The sequence below is a fragment of the Micromonospora sp. NPDC051227 genome, assembly GCF_044455385.1.
Lineage (GTDB): Bacteria > Actinomycetota > Actinomycetes > Mycobacteriales > Micromonosporaceae > Micromonospora.
Genome location: NZ_JBITET010000005.1, coordinates 104,976 through 121,653 on the forward strand (window position 1 = coordinate 104,976; position 16,678 = coordinate 121,653).

The 16,678-nt window shown below is 73.3% G+C and carries 12 protein-coding genes; 9 read left to right on the forward strand and 3 right to left on the reverse strand.

All coding sequences use genetic code 11. The features are described 5' to 3' along the window. Positions 1–57: 57 nt before the first annotated feature. The 3 genes from ACIA47_RS15385 to ACIA47_RS15395 form a co-directional block, all read right to left on the reverse strand. Entirely contained in the window at positions 58–1,197 is a 1,140-nt protein-coding gene (locus ACIA47_RS15385) for a carboxymuconolactone decarboxylase family protein (RefSeq protein ID WP_396708386.1), read from the reverse strand. Between the two features lie 61 nt (positions 1,198–1,258). Continuing rightward, entirely contained in the window at positions 1,259–2,896 is a 1,638-nt protein-coding gene (locus ACIA47_RS15390) for a GMC family oxidoreductase N-terminal domain-containing protein (protein WP_396708388.1), read from the reverse strand. Next, positions 2,893–3,423, reverse strand: a complete 531-nt coding sequence (locus ACIA47_RS15395) for a DUF5987 family protein (RefSeq protein WP_396708390.1) — start codon at positions 3,421–3,423, stop codon at positions 2,893–2,895. The genes ACIA47_RS15390 and ACIA47_RS15395 overlap by 4 nt, the downstream gene beginning before the upstream one ends. A gap of 383 nt (positions 3,424–3,806) precedes the next feature. Here ACIA47_RS15395 and ACIA47_RS15400 point away from each other — a divergent pair, with 383 nt between their 5' ends. The 9 genes from ACIA47_RS15400 (at position 3,807) to ACIA47_RS15440 (ending at position 16,610) form a co-directional block, all read left to right on the forward strand. Further along, positions 3,807–4,946 (forward strand): carboxymuconolactone decarboxylase family protein, encoded by a 1,140-nt coding sequence (locus ACIA47_RS15400; protein WP_396708392.1) that lies wholly within the window; start codon positions 3,807–3,809, stop codon positions 4,944–4,946. 26 nt (positions 4,947–4,972) lie between these two features. Then, complete coding sequence (locus ACIA47_RS15405) at positions 4,973–5,542, forward strand: hypothetical protein (RefSeq protein ID WP_396708394.1); 570 nt, start codon at positions 4,973–4,975, stop codon at positions 5,540–5,542. Continuing rightward, positions 5,539–6,132, forward strand: a complete 594-nt coding sequence (locus ACIA47_RS15410; RefSeq protein ID WP_396708396.1) for a copper resistance protein CopC — start codon at positions 5,539–5,541, stop codon at positions 6,130–6,132. Before ACIA47_RS15405 ends, ACIA47_RS15410 begins: the two co-directional genes overlap by 4 nt. Positions 6,133–6,216: 84 nt before the next feature. After that, positions 6,217–7,212: a DUF1702 family protein gene (locus ACIA47_RS15415; RefSeq protein ID WP_396708398.1), complete on the forward strand. Its 996-nt coding sequence runs from the start codon at positions 6,217–6,219 to the stop codon at positions 7,210–7,212. Positions 7,213–7,392: 180 nt separating this feature from the next. After that, positions 7,393–8,358, forward strand: coding sequence for a DUF1702 family protein (locus ACIA47_RS15420; RefSeq protein ID WP_396708400.1), 966 nt, complete (start codon positions 7,393–7,395; stop codon positions 8,356–8,358). A 118-nt stretch (positions 8,359–8,476) separates the two neighbouring features. Then, positions 8,477–14,260, forward strand: a complete 5,784-nt coding sequence (locus ACIA47_RS15425; RefSeq protein ID WP_396708402.1) for a type I polyketide synthase — start codon at positions 8,477–8,479, stop codon at positions 14,258–14,260. A 2-nt stretch (positions 14,261–14,262) separates the two neighbouring features. Next, positions 14,263–14,703: an acyl-CoA thioesterase gene (locus tag ACIA47_RS15430; RefSeq protein ID WP_396708404.1), complete on the forward strand. Its 441-nt coding sequence runs from the start codon at positions 14,263–14,265 to the stop codon at positions 14,701–14,703. Positions 14,704–14,712: 9 nt separating this feature from the next. Next, complete coding sequence (locus tag ACIA47_RS15435; RefSeq protein WP_396708406.1) at positions 14,713–15,252, forward strand: flavin reductase family protein; 540 nt, start codon at positions 14,713–14,715, stop codon at positions 15,250–15,252. Continuing rightward, positions 15,249–16,610, forward strand: a complete 1,362-nt coding sequence (locus tag ACIA47_RS15440) for a cytochrome P450 (protein ID WP_396708408.1) — start codon at positions 15,249–15,251, stop codon at positions 16,608–16,610. Before ACIA47_RS15435 ends, ACIA47_RS15440 begins: the two co-directional genes overlap by 4 nt. Positions 16,611–16,678 lie beyond the last annotated feature (68 nt).

Consider the following 16,678-nt stretch of genomic DNA (forward strand, 5'->3'; position numbering starts at 1 on the left):
TCGGGGTCCGGCGCGCGACCGGTGGCCAGCGCGTCCGGACCGTCGGGACGGGCGCGGTCAGTCCCAGGATGGCGGGGGCGTGGCAGTCGTGTCTTCTCCCGACGTGCTCTGCCCGCCGCCGCTCCGGCGGAGATCCTCGTGCAGCCGCACGCCGACCTGCCGGGCCGCGGTGAGACTGGCCCACGCGCTCAGCGCGACCAGCGCCGCGTCGTCGTGGCCGCCCGCCCGGACCTCGTCGATCAGCCGGTCGGTGACCTGGTAGGACGCGAGCGCGACGAGCAACGCCAGGCGCCCCGCGGGCCGCTGCGCCGGGGCCAGCGGCGCGACGAGCGCGTCCAGTTCGGGCCGGCCGATCGGCCCCGGTGTCCCGTCGGTGGTGCGGGCCAACCGGTCCCGCACCAGCCGGCGCAGCGGCTCGGGCGCGGCGGTGGCGGCGCACCCGTCGACCGCCCCGACGGCGCGGGCCAGTGCGTCGACGATGGACGGGTTGCCCGCCGCCCAGGCGAGGTCGGGTGGGGTGGCGGCGGCGGGCGGAAGCAGCGCCAGTGAGCGGCCGGGCGGCCGGTCGGTGCGGGCCAGCGCGCCGAACAACCCGGCGGCGACCCGCCGCGCGCCGGCCCGTACCGCCGGGGGCAGTGCGGGCAGCGGCGACTCGGTGAGGAAGACGTTCACCATGCGGTTGAGGTAGTGGAACGTGACCGCCACCCCGATCAGCCCGGCGGACCAGGCGGCGGGAAACGGCGGCGGCGGGCGGCGGGCCGGGTCGGGCGAGCCGCTGGCCTCGGCCCAGGCTGCCAGCTCGCGCAGCCGTGGGTCGGCCAACCCCACGGCGCCCCGGGTGACGACCGCCGGCGCTCCCGCCCGGCCCACCAGCCCGGTCAGCGTCGCGCCGTGCACCTCCACGCAGTACGGGCAGCGGTTGCTGTGCGACACCGCCGCGGCCACCGCCTCCCGTGCCGCCCGCTCGGCGGGCCCGGCCGTCAGCAGCGTCTCCCGCAGCATCAGCCAGCTCGCGGCCAGTGCCGGTGGGGCGGGCGAGTGCAGGGCGATCGGCGGTGCGAGCATGCCGAAGTCGTCGACGACCTGCCGGTAGACCTCGTCCACAGTTCCGCGGGCGGCGCTCGGCTTGACCGGCCTGATGTGCTGGACCTGGGCGAGACCGGGGTTCCCCATGGCCCGGGCGAGCAGTCTTCCCATCGCTTCTCCTTCTCCGCCGCCGGGCGACGGTCCGTCCGCCCCGGCCGTCGGCCGTCGTCGGTCAGCCGCGCAGCGCCGGAGGGCGGGCGGACACGGTGGAGCCCTCGGGCAGCCCACCGTGGTAGGTCACCGGCACGCCGCGCTCCTGCAGAGCCCGGACGATGCCCGGGATGGCCCGCTCGGCGAGGGCGGCGATGGTCAGCGCCGGGTTCACGGTCAGCGCGCCGGGCACCGCCGAACCATCGGTGACGAAGACGCCCGGGTGGCGCCGCAGCTCGTGCCGGTCGTCCAGCGCCGAGGTCTCCGGGTCGTCACCGATCCGGCACGACGCCAGCGGGTGCACTGTGTACGCCCCGACGACGTCGTTCGTCCACGGCATGACCCGGGCCAGCCCGTCGCGCTCCAGAATGTCGCGCACGTCGGCGTCGGCGGCCGCCCAGCCGTGCAGCGTGTTGGCGGTCGGCACGTAGCGCAGTGGACCGCGGCCCAGCATCTGCTGGGAAATCCGCTCGGCGTTGCCGGTGGCCGGCGGCGGCCCGAAGACACCCTCATTGTCGTCCTCGGACATCGTGAAGATCGTCAGCCAGGACTGCCAGCGGCGCAGCAGCTCCTTCTTCTCCGCACCGAACCAGGTCGGACCCGTGGCGTCCGGGACCTGGGCCAGGATGGTGCCCAGGCCGGGCGGGAAGTAGAGCTGCTCCAGCGAGTACCGGTCGAACTCCGGCAGATCCGGGTCGAGGCGGTCCCAGCTCGCCACGGTCGGGCCGCGCCCGATCTGGTTCGCGGCGTACGCCTGCCCGCCCGGCCGACTCAGGCCCAGCACCGTCCGGACCCGGTCCTCGTCGAAGACCGCCGTGTTCAGCCGCTCGCCGTTGCCGGAGAAGTACCGGCCGACGGCCGGCGGCATGGGGCCCAGCTCCGGCTCCGAGCGGCGGAGGAGGACCGGGGTGGCACCGGCGCCCGCCGCGACGATGACGACCTTCGCCTCGATGAAGCCCTCGTCGTGCAGCACCCGGTAGTCCTCGTCGTCGACGATCCTGTAGTGCACCCGGTAGCCGCCGTCGTCGGTGCGGGAGAGGTGCTGCACCTCGTGCAGCGGGCGGATCTCCGCGCCGTGCGCCAGCGCCGCCGGCAGATAGTTGAGCAGTAGCGAACGCTTCGCGTCGAAGCGGCAACCGGCCATCATCCAGTTGCAGTTGGTGCAGCGTTCCAGGTCGATCGCGGACGGCACCGGGTTGGCCGTGCGGCCGGCGTGCGCGCAGGCGGCCGCGAAGAGGCCGCCGGCGTAGGGGACCTGGTCCCAGTCGTACCGGGTGACCGGCAGCGCCTCGGTGACTCGGTCGTACCAGGGGTCCAGGGTGTCGCGGTTGATCGCCGCCGGCCACATCGGGCGCCCGATCCCGCCGCGCCGCTCGAAGACGAACCGCGGCGCCCGCGGCATGGTCGCGAAGTAGACCACGCTGCCGCCGCCGACACAGTTGCCGCCGAGGACGCTCATCCCGTCGCCGACCACGAAGTCGAAGACCCGGGTGTACGAGGAGCCCAGCTCGAAGTCCTGGTCGAACTCGTCGCCGCTGAGCCAGGGCCCTCGTTCCAGCACCACCACCCGGGCGCCGCCGGCGGCGAGGTGGTACGCGGGGATCGCGCCGCCGAAGCCGCTGCCGATCACGAGGACGTCGGTGCTCTCGGTGCTGTTCATGCCGGGCTCCCGGTGGACGTGGTGTGCGGGTGCAGCGACGCGAGTGGGCGTCCGTACGAGTACTCGGGGAATCGCCAGAGGCCGTCGGCGTCGGGCCGGTGGTAGCCGATGGTGAGCAGGCCGGGGTGCCCGGCGGCCAGCGCTCCGTGGGTGTTCGTGTGGGCCGCGCTGTCGAAGGCCATGTTGCTGAACAGCGCCAGGCCCACCCACATCTCCTTTTCGGGATGGCCCACGGCCAGCAGTTCCTGGAGAAGGCGGGTGCGGTCCTCGTGCGCGAGCGCCACGAACGGCGGCACCTCGGGGTCCAGCCGGTGGCCCCGCTCCTCGGCGTAGCGGTTGGCGTGGGCGTTCAGCGCCGCGGCGAGCGGCTCCAGCACCGCGGCGTACCCGCTGGCCGGATGCTCCAGCAGCTCCAGCGCGCCGGCCGCGACGGCTCCGCCGCCGGCCGCCGCGCCGGAGACCGCCCGGTCATCCGGCCACCGTCGCTCGCCCGGCACGATCGTGTCGGCGAACGCTTCGATCGTCATGACCCGCACCTGGTCGGAGTCGTTGGTGTCGGCGTGCACAGCTGCCCTCTTTCTGTGGCAGTCGGGGGCGGCGTACCCCGGTTCGATGTGCGGGCCGGCGTGCGCCGCTAACGGAAAGGGACACGGGTCGACGTCGCGGCGGGCCCCTGCCGACACGGCGACCAGCGTGAATGTGCGGATTCATCCTGCCGACGGGGTCGATCGCCCCGCACCTCCGACGTTGCGGTGCTGTCCACGTAGGAGATGGCCTTCTTGCCGCGTGCGCAATCAGGCGCGCGGCGTTTGCGGCCCGGGTCCGTCGCCGAATACTGGCTGTGGCGCCGTCCTGACGCGGCGTCGTCCGCGCCGGCCCCGAGCCGGCGCCAGGTGACGCGGGAGGCGAGATGATCGTGGGGCGGGTGGCGTCGTCGGTGGTTCGGCGACACGTCAAGTACGTCGATCCGGTGCCGACGACCGAGGCGAGCGGGCTGGTGGCGGAGACCTACGCGCAGATCGCGGACGAGATGCGACTGGTGGTGACGCCGGCCCTGCCGCACTCGATCGTCCCGGAGCTGCTCGCCGCGTACTGGATGCTCAGCCGCGAGCCGCTGCTGCCCACCACCGTGGTGGACCGCTCGGTGAAGGAGGCGGTGGCCGCTACCGTGTCGGTCGCCAACATCTGCCCGTACTGCGTCGACATGCACAGCGTCGGCCTGTACGACCTGGCCGGGGAGCCCGACGCCGAGGCCGTGGTGGCCGACCGGGTCGAGGAGCTGGCCGACGACCAGTTGCGCCTCGCGGCGCGCTGGGCGCGATCCGCGCACACCGCCGACCCACCACCGTTCCCGTTCGACGAGCCCGCCCGGCCCGAGCTGGTCGGAGTGGTGGTGGGCTTCCACTACATCAGCCGCATGGTCAACGTCTTCCTGGCCAACTTCCTTCTGCCGCCCGGTCTCAACCCGCGGGCACGGCGCCGGCTGAAGCGCGGCATCAGCCGGGTGCTGCACCCGACGCTGCACGACCCGCGTGAGCCCGGCCGGTCGGTTCCGTTGCTGCCGCACGCCCCGCTGCCCGCCTCCGCCGGCTGGGCGGCCGGCAACCCGCACGTGGCCGCCGCTACCGGCCGGGCCTACGCGGCCTTCGAGGCCGCCGGGGAGCGGGCGCTCAGCCCGGTGGTGCGGAACCTGATCGAGGAGCGGCTCGCCGGCTGGCACGGCGAGGACACCGGCCTGAGCCGCCGCTGGTGCGAGCTGCTGGTCGACGGGCTGCCCGAGGCGGACCGCGCTGCCGGCCGGCTCGCCCTGCTCACCGCGTTCGCCTCGCACCAGGTGGACGAGGAGGTGATCGGCGAATTCCGCCGGCACCGCCCGGACGACCGCAGCCTGGTGGAGGCGGTGGCGTGGGCCAGTTTCGCGGTGGCCCAGGAGGTGGGCGCCCGACACGTCGCCGCCGGGCGTCCCGGACCTGAGCACGGTCGAAGACGCGGTACGGACGGCCCGACCCGCAGTCTGGGAAGGCACTCGTGCAGGGTCACGTGCGGGTGACGTATGCGATCCCCAGAGGAGGCAGAATGACCAGCTACGGAGTGGCCCTCACGGACACCGACGGTCGTCCGGGGGGCCTCAACGGAGCCCACCACCGCTTCGCCCTGAACGCGTTCATGGTCGTCGTCATCGGTCACTGGGCCGAACACCTGTCCCAGGCATACCAGATCTGGGTGCTGGGCTGGCCGGTGCCGCAGTCCCGCGGGGTGCTCGGGCTGGCCTACCCCTGGCTGGTCACCTCGGAGTGGCTGCACTACGGCTACGCCCTGGTCATGCTCATCGGCCTCTGGGTGTTGCGCCCCGGCTTCGTCGGCCGCAGCCGCAGCTGGTGGACGGCCGCCCTGGTCATCCAGTTCTGGCACCACATCGAGCACCTGCTGCTGCTTCTGCAGGCCCAGACCGGCCACCACCTGTTCGGCCGCTCGGTGCCGACCAGCATCCTGCAACTGGTGCTGCCCCGGGTCGAGCTGCACCTGTTCTACAACACTGTGGTCTTCCTGCCGATGATCGTGGCCATCTACCTGCACCTGCGGCCCAGCCCGGCGGAGCAGCGGCTGATGGTTTGCTCCTGCCGCCCGGTGGCGGCGCAGGCATGATCCGGGCGACGCCGGTCGCTGACCGGGTTCCGTCCCTGTCCCCGGCCCGGGTGCTCGCCGCCGTCGTGCTCACCGTCGTGCTCGGGATCGCCGTGCTGCTGGCCGCCGGTCGCGAGCCGCAGTTGCGGTTGGTCGGTGCGCAGCCCGGCGAGGACACACCGCTGCGTGTCGCGCCGACCAGCGTGTCGCTCACCTTCAGCGACGACCTGTCCACAGAGACGGTGCATCTGGCCGTCATCGGCCCCGACGGCCGTCCGGTCAGCCAGGGCCCGCCAACGGTTGACGGCCGTCGGCTCATCGTGTCCACAGTGGATGGTGGTGTGGGCCGCTACCGGTACGCATATCACGTGAGCCTGACCGACGGTCGCGAGGTGACCGGCAACGCCGGCTTCGTCGTCGGCACGGGCGTCGCCGTGGCACCCGCGCCACCGGCGGATCCGGCCGGGCACCAGCACCTGCGCCGGGACGGCTGGAACCTGGCCCTGGCCCTGGTCGACCTGGTGCTCGTGCTGGGCGCACTGGTCGCGTTGCTGCCGGCAGGGCGTCGGCGCGGGCCGCCGCGCGGTGGTGACCGGACCCCCGGTCGCTGACCGTCCCGCCAGGCCGTCCCGGCACCACCGAATCGGCGTCCGCCCGCGCGGGATGCGGACGCCATCGCAGACAGGGGGAGAGTAATGCCCACCACACTCGGTTCCCTCCGGCGGCTGGTCCTGGCACCGTCGCTGGCGGAGGTGACCTTCGCCCGGCGGGGCTTCCCGGTCGGGCCGGCCCCGGTGACCAGACGACTCGAGGCCATCCCGCAGTCGGTGATCTGCGGCTTCGAATGGGGCATCGACACCCGCGACGAGTGGGAGTTGGAACGGCGGCTCAGCCTCGTCGACGAGGAGCTGCGGGGCTTCGCGTACGAGGGCGCGACGATGGCCTGCACCGTGCTGGACGCGATCGGTCCCCGGCGCGGCGGGCGCACCCGCAGCCTGCTGCTCGGCCCGGGTGCGCCGCACCTGTTCCTCGCCTACATCGGCATCGGGTTCGCGATGGCCCGGCTGCCCCGGATGCGCTGGCGCGCGGTGCTGCCCGACCTCACCGGGTCGCCGTACCACCCCACGATGAGCTGGCTGGCCGTCGACGGGTACGGCTTCGACAGGGCCTACTTCGAAATCGACCGGTACGTGCGCCGGCAGGAGCGCCCGGCGCCGTACCCCTGGCTGGGTCGGGCCGACTACTTCCCGCGCGCTGTCGACCAGGGGATCGGACGGTCGTTGTGGTTCATCCACACGGCACGCCCCGACGACGTGGCGGCAGCCGTGGACCGCTTCGCCGCGGAGCGGCACGCCGACCTCTGGAGCGGGGTCGGGCTGGCCGCCACGTTCGCCGGCGGCGCCGACGCGGACGCGCTTGCCGCCCTGCGCCGGCTCGCCGGCCGGTACGCCCCGGACCTCGCCCAGGGCGCCGCGTTCGCCGCGAAGGCCCGCTGCCACGCCGGTCACGTACCCGAGCACTCTCGGACTGCCATGACCGCGCTGGGCGACTGCTCCGTCGAGGCCGCCGCCACCCTCGCCGACGATGTGGCCGCCGCCCTCGACCGGGCGGGCGACGTCGAGCCGTACGAGGCGTGGCGGCGAGCGGTGCGCTCCCGGTTCGCGCCGGCGACGCTGTCCACCAGGGACTGAGCCCCCGGTCCCCGCCGACGACCCGGCCGCCATCCGTGGCGACCGGGTCGTCGGTCGGCCCGGACCCGGCCGGCGGGGCCTTCAGTCCGCACCTTTGAAGAAGACCTCACGTTCCCTTTTTGCCACCATCAGGATTGACGTTTTCGCGTCTTTGTCACACCCACTCTGCTGGGGGAAAACATGCGTCTTCTCCGTGCCCTGCGCCGCCGCATCCTGACGCCGAACGTGCGCGAGACCAGGATGGAAGTGCGCGGCTTCACCGTGACGAACGATGCCGCGAAGAGCTTACTGGAAACCGTCGGGTCATCGTTTCTCGAGGGCTACGGATACGCGGCTGAGGCACCCCACGCCGCTGCCGCAGAACCTCGACTGGAAACCGTTCCAACGCAATTTCGCGGATTCGCGTACGAGGGCGCGGCGATGGCGCTCGCGATGCGCGACGGGCTGCGCGTCGGCCGCCCGCGGCACGTCGCCGACCTGCTGGCCGGGCGGGGCGACGCGCACGCCTACATGGCTTACGTCGGCGTGGGTTGGGCGATGGCCCGGCTGCCCCGGTTCCGGTGGAACCGGCTGTACGCCCCCGACCCGCTGCTGCGCTGGCTGGTCCTCGACGGCTACGGATTCCACCAGGCGTACTTCCGCACCGCCCGGTACGTGTACGCGGCGTACCAGCCGGCCCGCTTCCCGTGGCCCGGCGACGACCGCACCGGCTACGCCGCCCGTGCCATCGACCAGGGCATCGGGCGGGCCCTGTGGTTCGTCGGCGGCACGGACGTGGACCGGGTCGGTGAGCTGATCGGCGGGTTCGCCCCCGAGCGGCGCGCCGACCTGTACGCCGGCGCCGGTCTCGCGGCCACCTACGCCGGCGGGGCGACCGAAGCCGAACTGGTCCGCTTTCACTACGCGGCTGGCCGGCACCAGGGCCAACTGGCACAGGGCAGCGCGTTCGCCGCCGGCGCCCGGGTGCGCGCCGGGCTGCTCGTCCCGCACAACGAGGTGGCCACCTCGGTCTTCTGCGGCATGAGCACCACCGAGGCGGCCAAGGTGACCGACGCCGCGCTGTCGCGCGCCCAGCCGAGCGCCACCCACCCCGCCTACGAATCGTGGCGGCTGGCCATCGCCGAGGAGTTCCGGCACCGGCGCTGAAGAGCGTCGCCTCGCCGCCCCGTCCGGGCTCGCGTCCGGACAGCCGCCGAACCAGAGGTCCGTCCGTCCGCCGCCGAGTGGGCCGGATCGACACCGGCGCGTACCGAAGGAGAAAGCTGTGAGCAGGATCGCTGTCGTCGGGATGGCGTGCCGGTACCCGGACGCCACCTCACCCCGAGAGCTGTGGGAGAACGCCCTTGCGGGCCGCCGGGCGTTCCGCCGGCTGCCGGACGTCCGGATGCGCCTGGAAGACTACTGGGACCCGGACCCGCGCACCCCGGACCGCTTCTACGCCCGCAACGCGGCGGTCATCGAAGGCTACAAGTTCGACCGGATCGCCTACAAAGTCGCCGGCAGCACCTACCGCTCCACGGATCTCACCCACTGGCTGGCCCTGGACGTCGCCGCGATGGCGCTCGCCGACGCCGGCTTCCCCATGGGTGAGGGGCTGCCCCGCGAACGCACCGGTGTGGTCGTCGGCAACACCCTCACCGGCGAGTTCTCCCGGGCCAACCAGCTGCGGCTGCGCTGGCCGTACGTGCGGCGCATGGTGGCCGCCGCGCTCAAGGAGCAGGACTGGGACGACGACAGTCTCAGCTCCTTCCTGGACGGCTTCGAGGCGACGTTCAAGAACCCGTTCCCCGAGATCGACGAGGACACCCTGGCTGGCGGCCTGTCCAACACCATCGCCGGGCGCATCTGCAACCACTTCGACTTCAAGGGCGGCGGCTACACCGTCGACGGCGCCTGCTCCTCCTCACTGCTGTCGGTGGCCACCGCGTGCAAGACCCTGGTGGACGGCGAGGTGGACGTCGCGGTCGCTGGCGGCGTCGACCTGTCGATCGACCCGTTCGAGATCATCGGCTTCGCCCGCACCGGCGCGCTCGCCACCGGCGAGATGCGCGTGTACGACCGCGGCTCCAACGGCTTCTGGCCGGGCGAGGGCTGCGGGATGGTGGTGCTGATGCGCGAGTCCGACGCGTTGCGGGCCGGCCACCGGATCTACGCCACCGTTGCCGGATGGGGCATCTCCTCCGATGGCAAAGGCGGCATCACGCGGCCCGAGGTCGCCGGCTACCAGCTCGCCCTGCGCCGCGCGTACGAGCGGGCCGGCTTCGGCATCGAGTCCGTGCCGCTGTTCGAGGGGCACGGCACCGGCACCCCGGTCGGCGACGCCACCGAGCTCAAGGCACTCTCGCAGGCCCGGCGGGCCGCCGACCCGGGGGCGTCACTGGCGGCCATCAGCTCGATCAAGGGCATGATCGGTCACACCAAGGCCGCGGCCGGGGTGGCTGGCCTGATCAAGGCGGCGATGGCCGTGCACCAGCAGGTGATACCCCCCGCCGTCGGCTGCGTCGACCCGCATGAGCTGCTGGCCGAGGAGGCGGCGACGCTGCGCGCGCTGCGCAAGGCGGAGCCCTGGCCGGCGGACGAGCCGGTCCGGGCGGGCGTCACCGCGATGGGCTTCGGGGGCATAAACACCCACATCGTGCTCGACGGCGCCCCAGCGGTGCGGCACGAGCGGTTGGACAGCCGGACACAGGCGCTCGCCTCCTCGGCCCAGGACGTCGAGTTGCTGCTGATCGACGGCGGCAGTCCCCAGGAACTGCGGGAGCGGCTGGCCCGGCTGCTCGACTTCGTCCCCCAGGTGTCGTACGCCGAGCTGGGCGACCTGGCCGCCACCCTGCACGCGGAGCTCCGGCACCTGCCGCACCGCGCTGCCGTCGTGGCCAGCTCACCGGAGGACGCGGAGCGACAGCTGCGCCGCCTCTGCCAGGCCCTCGACGCCGACGAGACCGAGCTGTTCAGCAGCGACGGACGGTGCTTCCTCGGCCACGCCGGCGGCCCCCGCCGCGTGGGCTTCCTCTTCCCCGGGCAGGGCTCCGGCCGCGGCACCTCCGGCGGGGCGTTGCGGCGCCGGTTCGCCGAGGTGGAGGAGATCTACCAGCTCGCCGACCTGCCGAGCGGGGGGTCGGCCATCGCCACCGAGGTCGCCCAGCCTCGCATCGTCACCGGCTCACTGGCGGGACTGCGGGTGCTGTCCCTGCTCGGCATCAAGGCCAGCGTGGCCGTGGGGCACAGCCTGGGGGAGATCTCCGCCCTGCACTGGGCGGGAGTGCTGGACCGGTCCTCGCTGCTGCGTACCGCGGCGCTGCGCGGGAGGACGATGAGCCGGCTGAGCGCCTCTGGCACGATGGCCAATATCGGCGCCGCGCCCGAGCTGGTCACCGACCTGACCGCAGGACTGGCGGTGGTGATCGCCGGATACAACGGTCCGGAGCACACCGTGATCGCCGGGAGTGCCGCCGACATCGAGGAGGCCACCCGGCGCGCCACCGAGAAGGGTCTGTCGGTCAGCCGGCTCGCGGTGTCGCATGCCTTTCATTCCCCGCTGGTGGCGCCGGCGGCGGATGCCTTCCGCGACGCCCTGTCCGGGCAGCGCTTCGCGGCGGTCGGCCAACGGGTCATCTCGACGGTGACCGGTGAGGCGCTGGCCCCGGAAACCGACGTCGCCGCGCTGCTGCACCGGCAGATCACCGACCCGGTGCTGTTCGCCCAGGCGGTCGCTCTGGCGGCCAAGGAGGTCGACCTGTTCGTCGAGGTCGGACCGGGGCGGGTGCTGTCCGGGCTGGCTTCCGCCAGCACCGACGTGCCGACGGTGGCGATGAACACCGACGACGAGTCGTTGACCGGGCTGCTGCGGGTGGTCGCCGCGGCGTACGTGCTCGGCGTCGCCGGCGTCGGCGCGGCCCTGTTCCACGGCCGGCTGGTCCGTCCCCTGCGGGTCGGTCAGGAATTCAGCTTCTTCGCCAGCCCGTGCGAGGCGGCGCCCGTCCTGAACCTGCCAGCCGCCACCAGTCGGCCAGCCGCCGGGCCGGTCGCACCCGACGGGGTGAAGCCGAGTGACGAGTCCGGTGTGGACATGCTGCGGCGGCTCGCGGCCGAGCGGGCCGAGCTGCCGCTGGAGATGGTCCACGGGCAGAGTCATCTCCTCGACGACCTGCACCTCAGCTCGATCACCGTCGGCCAGATCGTCAACCAGGCCGCCCAACTGCTCGGTGTGCCGCCCGCGCAGACTCCGACCAACTTCGCCACCGCGACGGTGGAGCAGCTCGCCGAATCGCTGCGGGAGCTGGCCGGGACCGGTGGCGGCGTCGGGCCGGGACCGACCGTCGAGGGTGTCGGTGACTGGGCCCGGGCCTGGCGGATCGATCTCGACGAGACACCCTGTCCGGCCCGACCGGCCCCGGAGGTGCACGGCCACTGGGACCTGCACGCCGACCCCGGCCACGCGCTGGCCGAGCCGCTGCGGGCGGCGCTGAGCCGCGGTGCCCTCGGCGGCGGCGTCCTGGTCTGCCTGCCCGACCGGTGCGAGGAACGGCACGTGCGGATCGCGCTGCGCGCGGCGCAGTCCGTCGCGACCGCCGCCCCCGGCACCCGGTTTGTCCTGGTACAGCACGGGCGTGGCGCGGCCGGCCTGGCCCGGACGCTGCGGCTGGAGGCGCCGCACCTGCGCACCACGATCGTGCACACGCCCGCTGTCCTCGAGGCGGTGGACCGGGTGGTCGCCGACGTGGCCGCCACGGTCGAGCACAGCGAGATCTACTACGACGACGACGGGCGGCGCCGCGTCCCGACGCTGCGCGCCATGCCGGTACGGCCCGCGGCCCCCACCGCGCCGCTGGACGACACCGACGTTCTGCTGGTGACCGGCGGTGGCAAGGGGATTACCGCGGAGTGCGCCCTTGCCCTGGCCGTCGACAGCGGGGCCCGGCTGGCCGTGCTCGGCCGCAGCGATCCGGCCGGCGACGAGGAGTTGGCGGCGAACCTCCGCCGGATGGCTGACGCCGGCCTCCAGGTCTCCTACCAGCGAGCCGACGTCGGCGACGCCGCCCAGGTGCGGGCCGCGGTGGACCGGATCCGCGCGGACCTCGGCGAGGTGACCGCCGTGCTGCATGGCGCCGGGCGCAACGAGCCGATGGCCCTCGCCCAGGTGGACGACGCCGCGCTGCGGCGGACCTTCGCCCCGAAGGTGGACGGCCTTACGGCGGTGCTGGCGGCGGTGCGGCCCGAACGGCTGCGGCTGCTGGTCACCTTCGGCAGCATCATCGGTCGGGCCGGGCTGCGCGGCGAGGCGCACTACGCGGTCGCCAACGAGTGGCTCACCGACCTGACCGAGGAGTTCGGCCGGCAGCATCCCGAGTGCCGGGTGCTCTGCCTGGAATGGTCGGTCTGGTCCGGCGTCGGCATGGGCGAGAAGCTGTCCGTGGTGGAGATCCTCAGCCGGGAGGGGATCAGCCCGGTCAGCATCGACCAGGGGCTCACGCTGCTGCGTCGGCTGCTCGCCGACCCCCAGGCACCGCCGACCGTGGTGGTCGCCGGTCGGGCCGAGGGGGTCGACACCATCCACCGGGACAGCCCTGAGCTGCCGCTGCTGCGCTTCGTGGACCGGACCCCGGTGCGCTACCACGGCGTCGAGCTGGTCAGCGAGGTCGACCTCACCTCGGCCACCGACTTCTACCTGGCCGACCACCAGCTCGACGGGAACCTGCTGTTCCCGGCCGTGTTCGGCATGGAGGCGATGGCCCAGGTCGCCACGGCGGTGAGCGGCGGCGTCTCGCCGGTCATCGAGGACGCCCGCTTCGTCCGACCCATCGTGGTGCCCCCGGACGGCAGCACCACGATCCGGATCGCCGCCCTCGTCGTCGACGACGACCGGGTCGACGTGGTGATCCGCAGCGCGGAGACCAACTTCGCCGCGATCCACTTCGCCGCCACGATCCGGTTCTCCGGCGAGCCGGCCCCCGCGGCGGAAGCCGACGAGCAGGCCGTCGCCGGTCTGCCGCCGGTTGACCTGGACCCCGCCGTCGACCTGTACGGCGACACCCTGTTCCAGGGCGACCGGTTCCAGCGGCTGCGCCGCTACCACCGGGCCGCCGCGCGGCACGTGGACGCGGAGGTGGCGGCGGTGCCGTCCACCGACTGGTTCGCGGCGTACCTGCCGGCCACCCTGCTGCTCGGCGACCCGGGCGTACGGGACGCGCTGATGCACGGCAACCAGGTCTGCGTGCCGGACGCCACGCTGCTGCCGGCGGCCATCGAACGGCTCTGGCCGGCGGGCGAGCGTCTCGCCGAGGCGGGCACGCTGCGCTACCGGGCGAGGGAGCGCAGCCGGGACGGCGACACCTACGTCTACGACATCACCCTCCACGACGACGTGGGGACGGTCATCGAGCGGTGGTCCGGGCTGCGGCTGCGGGCCGTTCGCAAGCGTGACGGCCGCGGCCCCTGGGTGGCCCCGCTGCTCGGCCCCTACCTGGAGCGCACGCTCGGCGACCTGCTGCCCGCTTCGGTGGCGGTCGCGGTCGAACCCGACCCGGTACTCCCGGCGGCGCCGGAGGCGCCGCAGGGCGAGCACCTCCGCCGGCGCCGTGCGGCGACGGCGCTCGCTGCCGGCCGCGCCCTCGGTCGCCCGGCCGAAATCGGCTACCGCCCCGACGGCCGTCCCGAGCTGCGCGAGGGCACCCTGGTCTCCGCGGCCCACGACGCCGGACTCACCCTCTGCGTCATCGGTGCGCCCGGCTGCGACGTGGTCCGGGTGAACCCGCGCCCGGTGCACGTGTGGGCGTCGCTGCTGGGCCGGCACGCCGACCTGGCGAGGGCGGTGGCCGAGACGGACGGCGAGTCGCCGGAGACCGCCGCCGCCCGAGTCTGGGCCGCGATGGAGTGCCTGCACAAGGCCGGCCACACCAGTCTCGCGCCGCTCGGGCTCGAACCCGCCGACCGGGCCGGGTGGGCCGTCTTCTCCTCGGGCGACCTGCGCATCGCCACCCTCGCCACGACGCTCCACGATGTGCCGGAGCCGGTGGTCTTCGCGATCCTCACGGAAGGACGTGGCTGAACATGGACAAGTACTTCGAGTACCTGCACACGGTGGGTTTCGAGGAGACCAATCTGGTCGGCAACGTGTACTACGTCAACTACCTGCGTTGGCAGGGCCGCTGCCGGGAGATGTTTCTGAAGGAACGGGCGCCCGAGGTGCTGGCCGACCTGCGGCACGACCTCAAGCTGTTCACGCTGCGGGTGGACTGCGAGTTCTTCGCCGAGATTACGGCGTTCGACGAGTTGTCCATCCGGATGCGCCTGGTGGAGCTCGCGCAGACGCAGATCGAGTTCAGCTTCGACTACGTGCGGCTGGACCAGGCCAATGGCGAGACGCTGGTGGCGCGGGGCCGGCAGCGGGTGGCGTGCATGCGCGGGCCGAACACTCGCACCGCGCCGGCCCGGGTGCCCGAGGCACTCGCGTACGCCCTCGCACCGTACGCCCGGTCGGCCCGGGTCTGAGGTCGGGAGGTGAGCGTGGACAGCGCGCGGACGGCCCCTGCCGGGGTCATCGATCCGGACACCCTGCGTTGTGCCTTCGGCGCCTTCGCCACCGGCGTGACCGTGGTCACCGTCGGCAGCACGGCTCCGCACGGCATGACGGCGAACTCCTTCACCACCGTGTCACTCGATCCGGCGCTGGTGCTGGTCTGCGTCGATCGCCGGGCGATCATGCACACCTGCCTCGTCGAGGCCGAGTACTTCGGTGTCTCCGTGCTGGCGGCTGACCAGGAGGACGTGGCCCGGTACTTCGCCGACCGGCGCCGCCCGATGGGCAGCGCACAGTTCGACGCGGTGCCGTGTCTGACCGGCCGGCACACGGGAGTGCCACTGATCGCCGGCGCGGCGGCTCATTTCGAGTGCCGGTTGTGGCGCAGCTACGACGGCGGCGACCACACCATCTTCCTGGGCCACCTGGTCTCCCTGGAACGCAGCGCGGACGCGGACGCGTTGCTGTTCCTCTCCGGGCGGTTCCGGCAAATCGGGCGGGAACGGAGCGGTGCGGCATGACCGATGTACGCGAGCGAGGCCGACGCCGGCCGCCGGGGCCCTCGGCCCTGGCCGGTCCGGGACTCCTGCTGGCCATGAGCCGGGACAGGCTGGGCATGATGACCTCGGCCGCGGCGCGCTACGGCGACGCCGCACGGCTGCCGGTCGGCCCGAAGCAGCTGTACTTCTTCAACCATCCCGACCACGCCAAGCACGTACTGGCCGACAACAACGCCAACTACGAGAAGGGCATCGGCCTGGTGCACGCCCGGCGGGCGCTGGGCGACGGGCTGCTCACCAGCGAGGGCGAGCTGTGGCGCAAGCAGCGCCGGGTGATCCAGCCGGCCTTTCAGAACCGGCGGTTGGCCGACTACGCCGGGGTGGTCGGCGAGGAGGCCGCCGGGCTGGTCCGGCGGCTCTCGGGGCGGATCGGCGGCGCGCCGGTCGACGTCCTCGAGGAGATGACCGCGCTGACGCTCGGGGTGCTCGGCCGCACCCTGCTCGATTCGGACCTGAGCAGCTTTGCCGACGTCGACGACTCGTTCGCCGCGGTGCAGGACCAGGCCATGTTCGAGCTGACCACCCTCAGCGCCGTGCCCACCTGGGTGCCGCTACCCCGCCAGCTGCGGTTCCGGCGGGCCCGCCGGCACCTGCAACGGGTGGTCGACAGTCTGGTCGAGAGCCGGGGCGGGGAGGCGGACGAGTCGGACGACGTGCTGTCCCGGCTGATCGTCTCGACCCGCGCCGAGGCCGACCCGCGGGTCGGGCGGCAGCGGCTGCGCGACGAGTTGGTCACGCTGCTGCTCGCCGGCCACGAGACCACCGCGAGCACGCTGGGCTGGAGTTTGTACCTGATCGACAGGCACCCCGAGGTGGCGCGGCGGCTGCGGGAGGAGGCCCGGGAGGTGTTGGGCGACCGCCTGCCGGTCTACGACGACCTGCACCGGCTCACCTACACCGCGACGGTCGTGCAGGAGGCGATCCGGCTGTACCCGCCAGTGTGGATCCTTCCCCGCAAGGCCCGCGAGGACGACGAGGTGGGCGGCTTTCATGTGCCGGCCGGAGCGGACATCCTGGTGTGCCCGTACACGCTGCACCGGCATCCGCGCTTCTGGCCGGAGCCGGAGCGGTTCGACCCCGACCGGTTCGGGTCGGGGCACGGCGCCGAGCGACCGCGGTACGCCTACATCCCGTTCGGCGCCGGGCCCCGCTTCTGCGTGGGCAGCAACCTGGGCATGATGGAGGCGGTGTTCGTCCTGGCCATGGTGATGCGGGAGCTGCGACTGGTCGTCCCGCCCGGGCAGCGGGTGCGGCCGGAGCCGATGCTCTCGCTGCGCATCCACGGCGGACTGCCGATGGCGGTGCGCCGGCCGGAGTGAGCCACGACGACAACGACGGCCGGTGTGGCGCGGGTTCAGGGCACGCGCCGCTGTCCTGACGGCCGTCG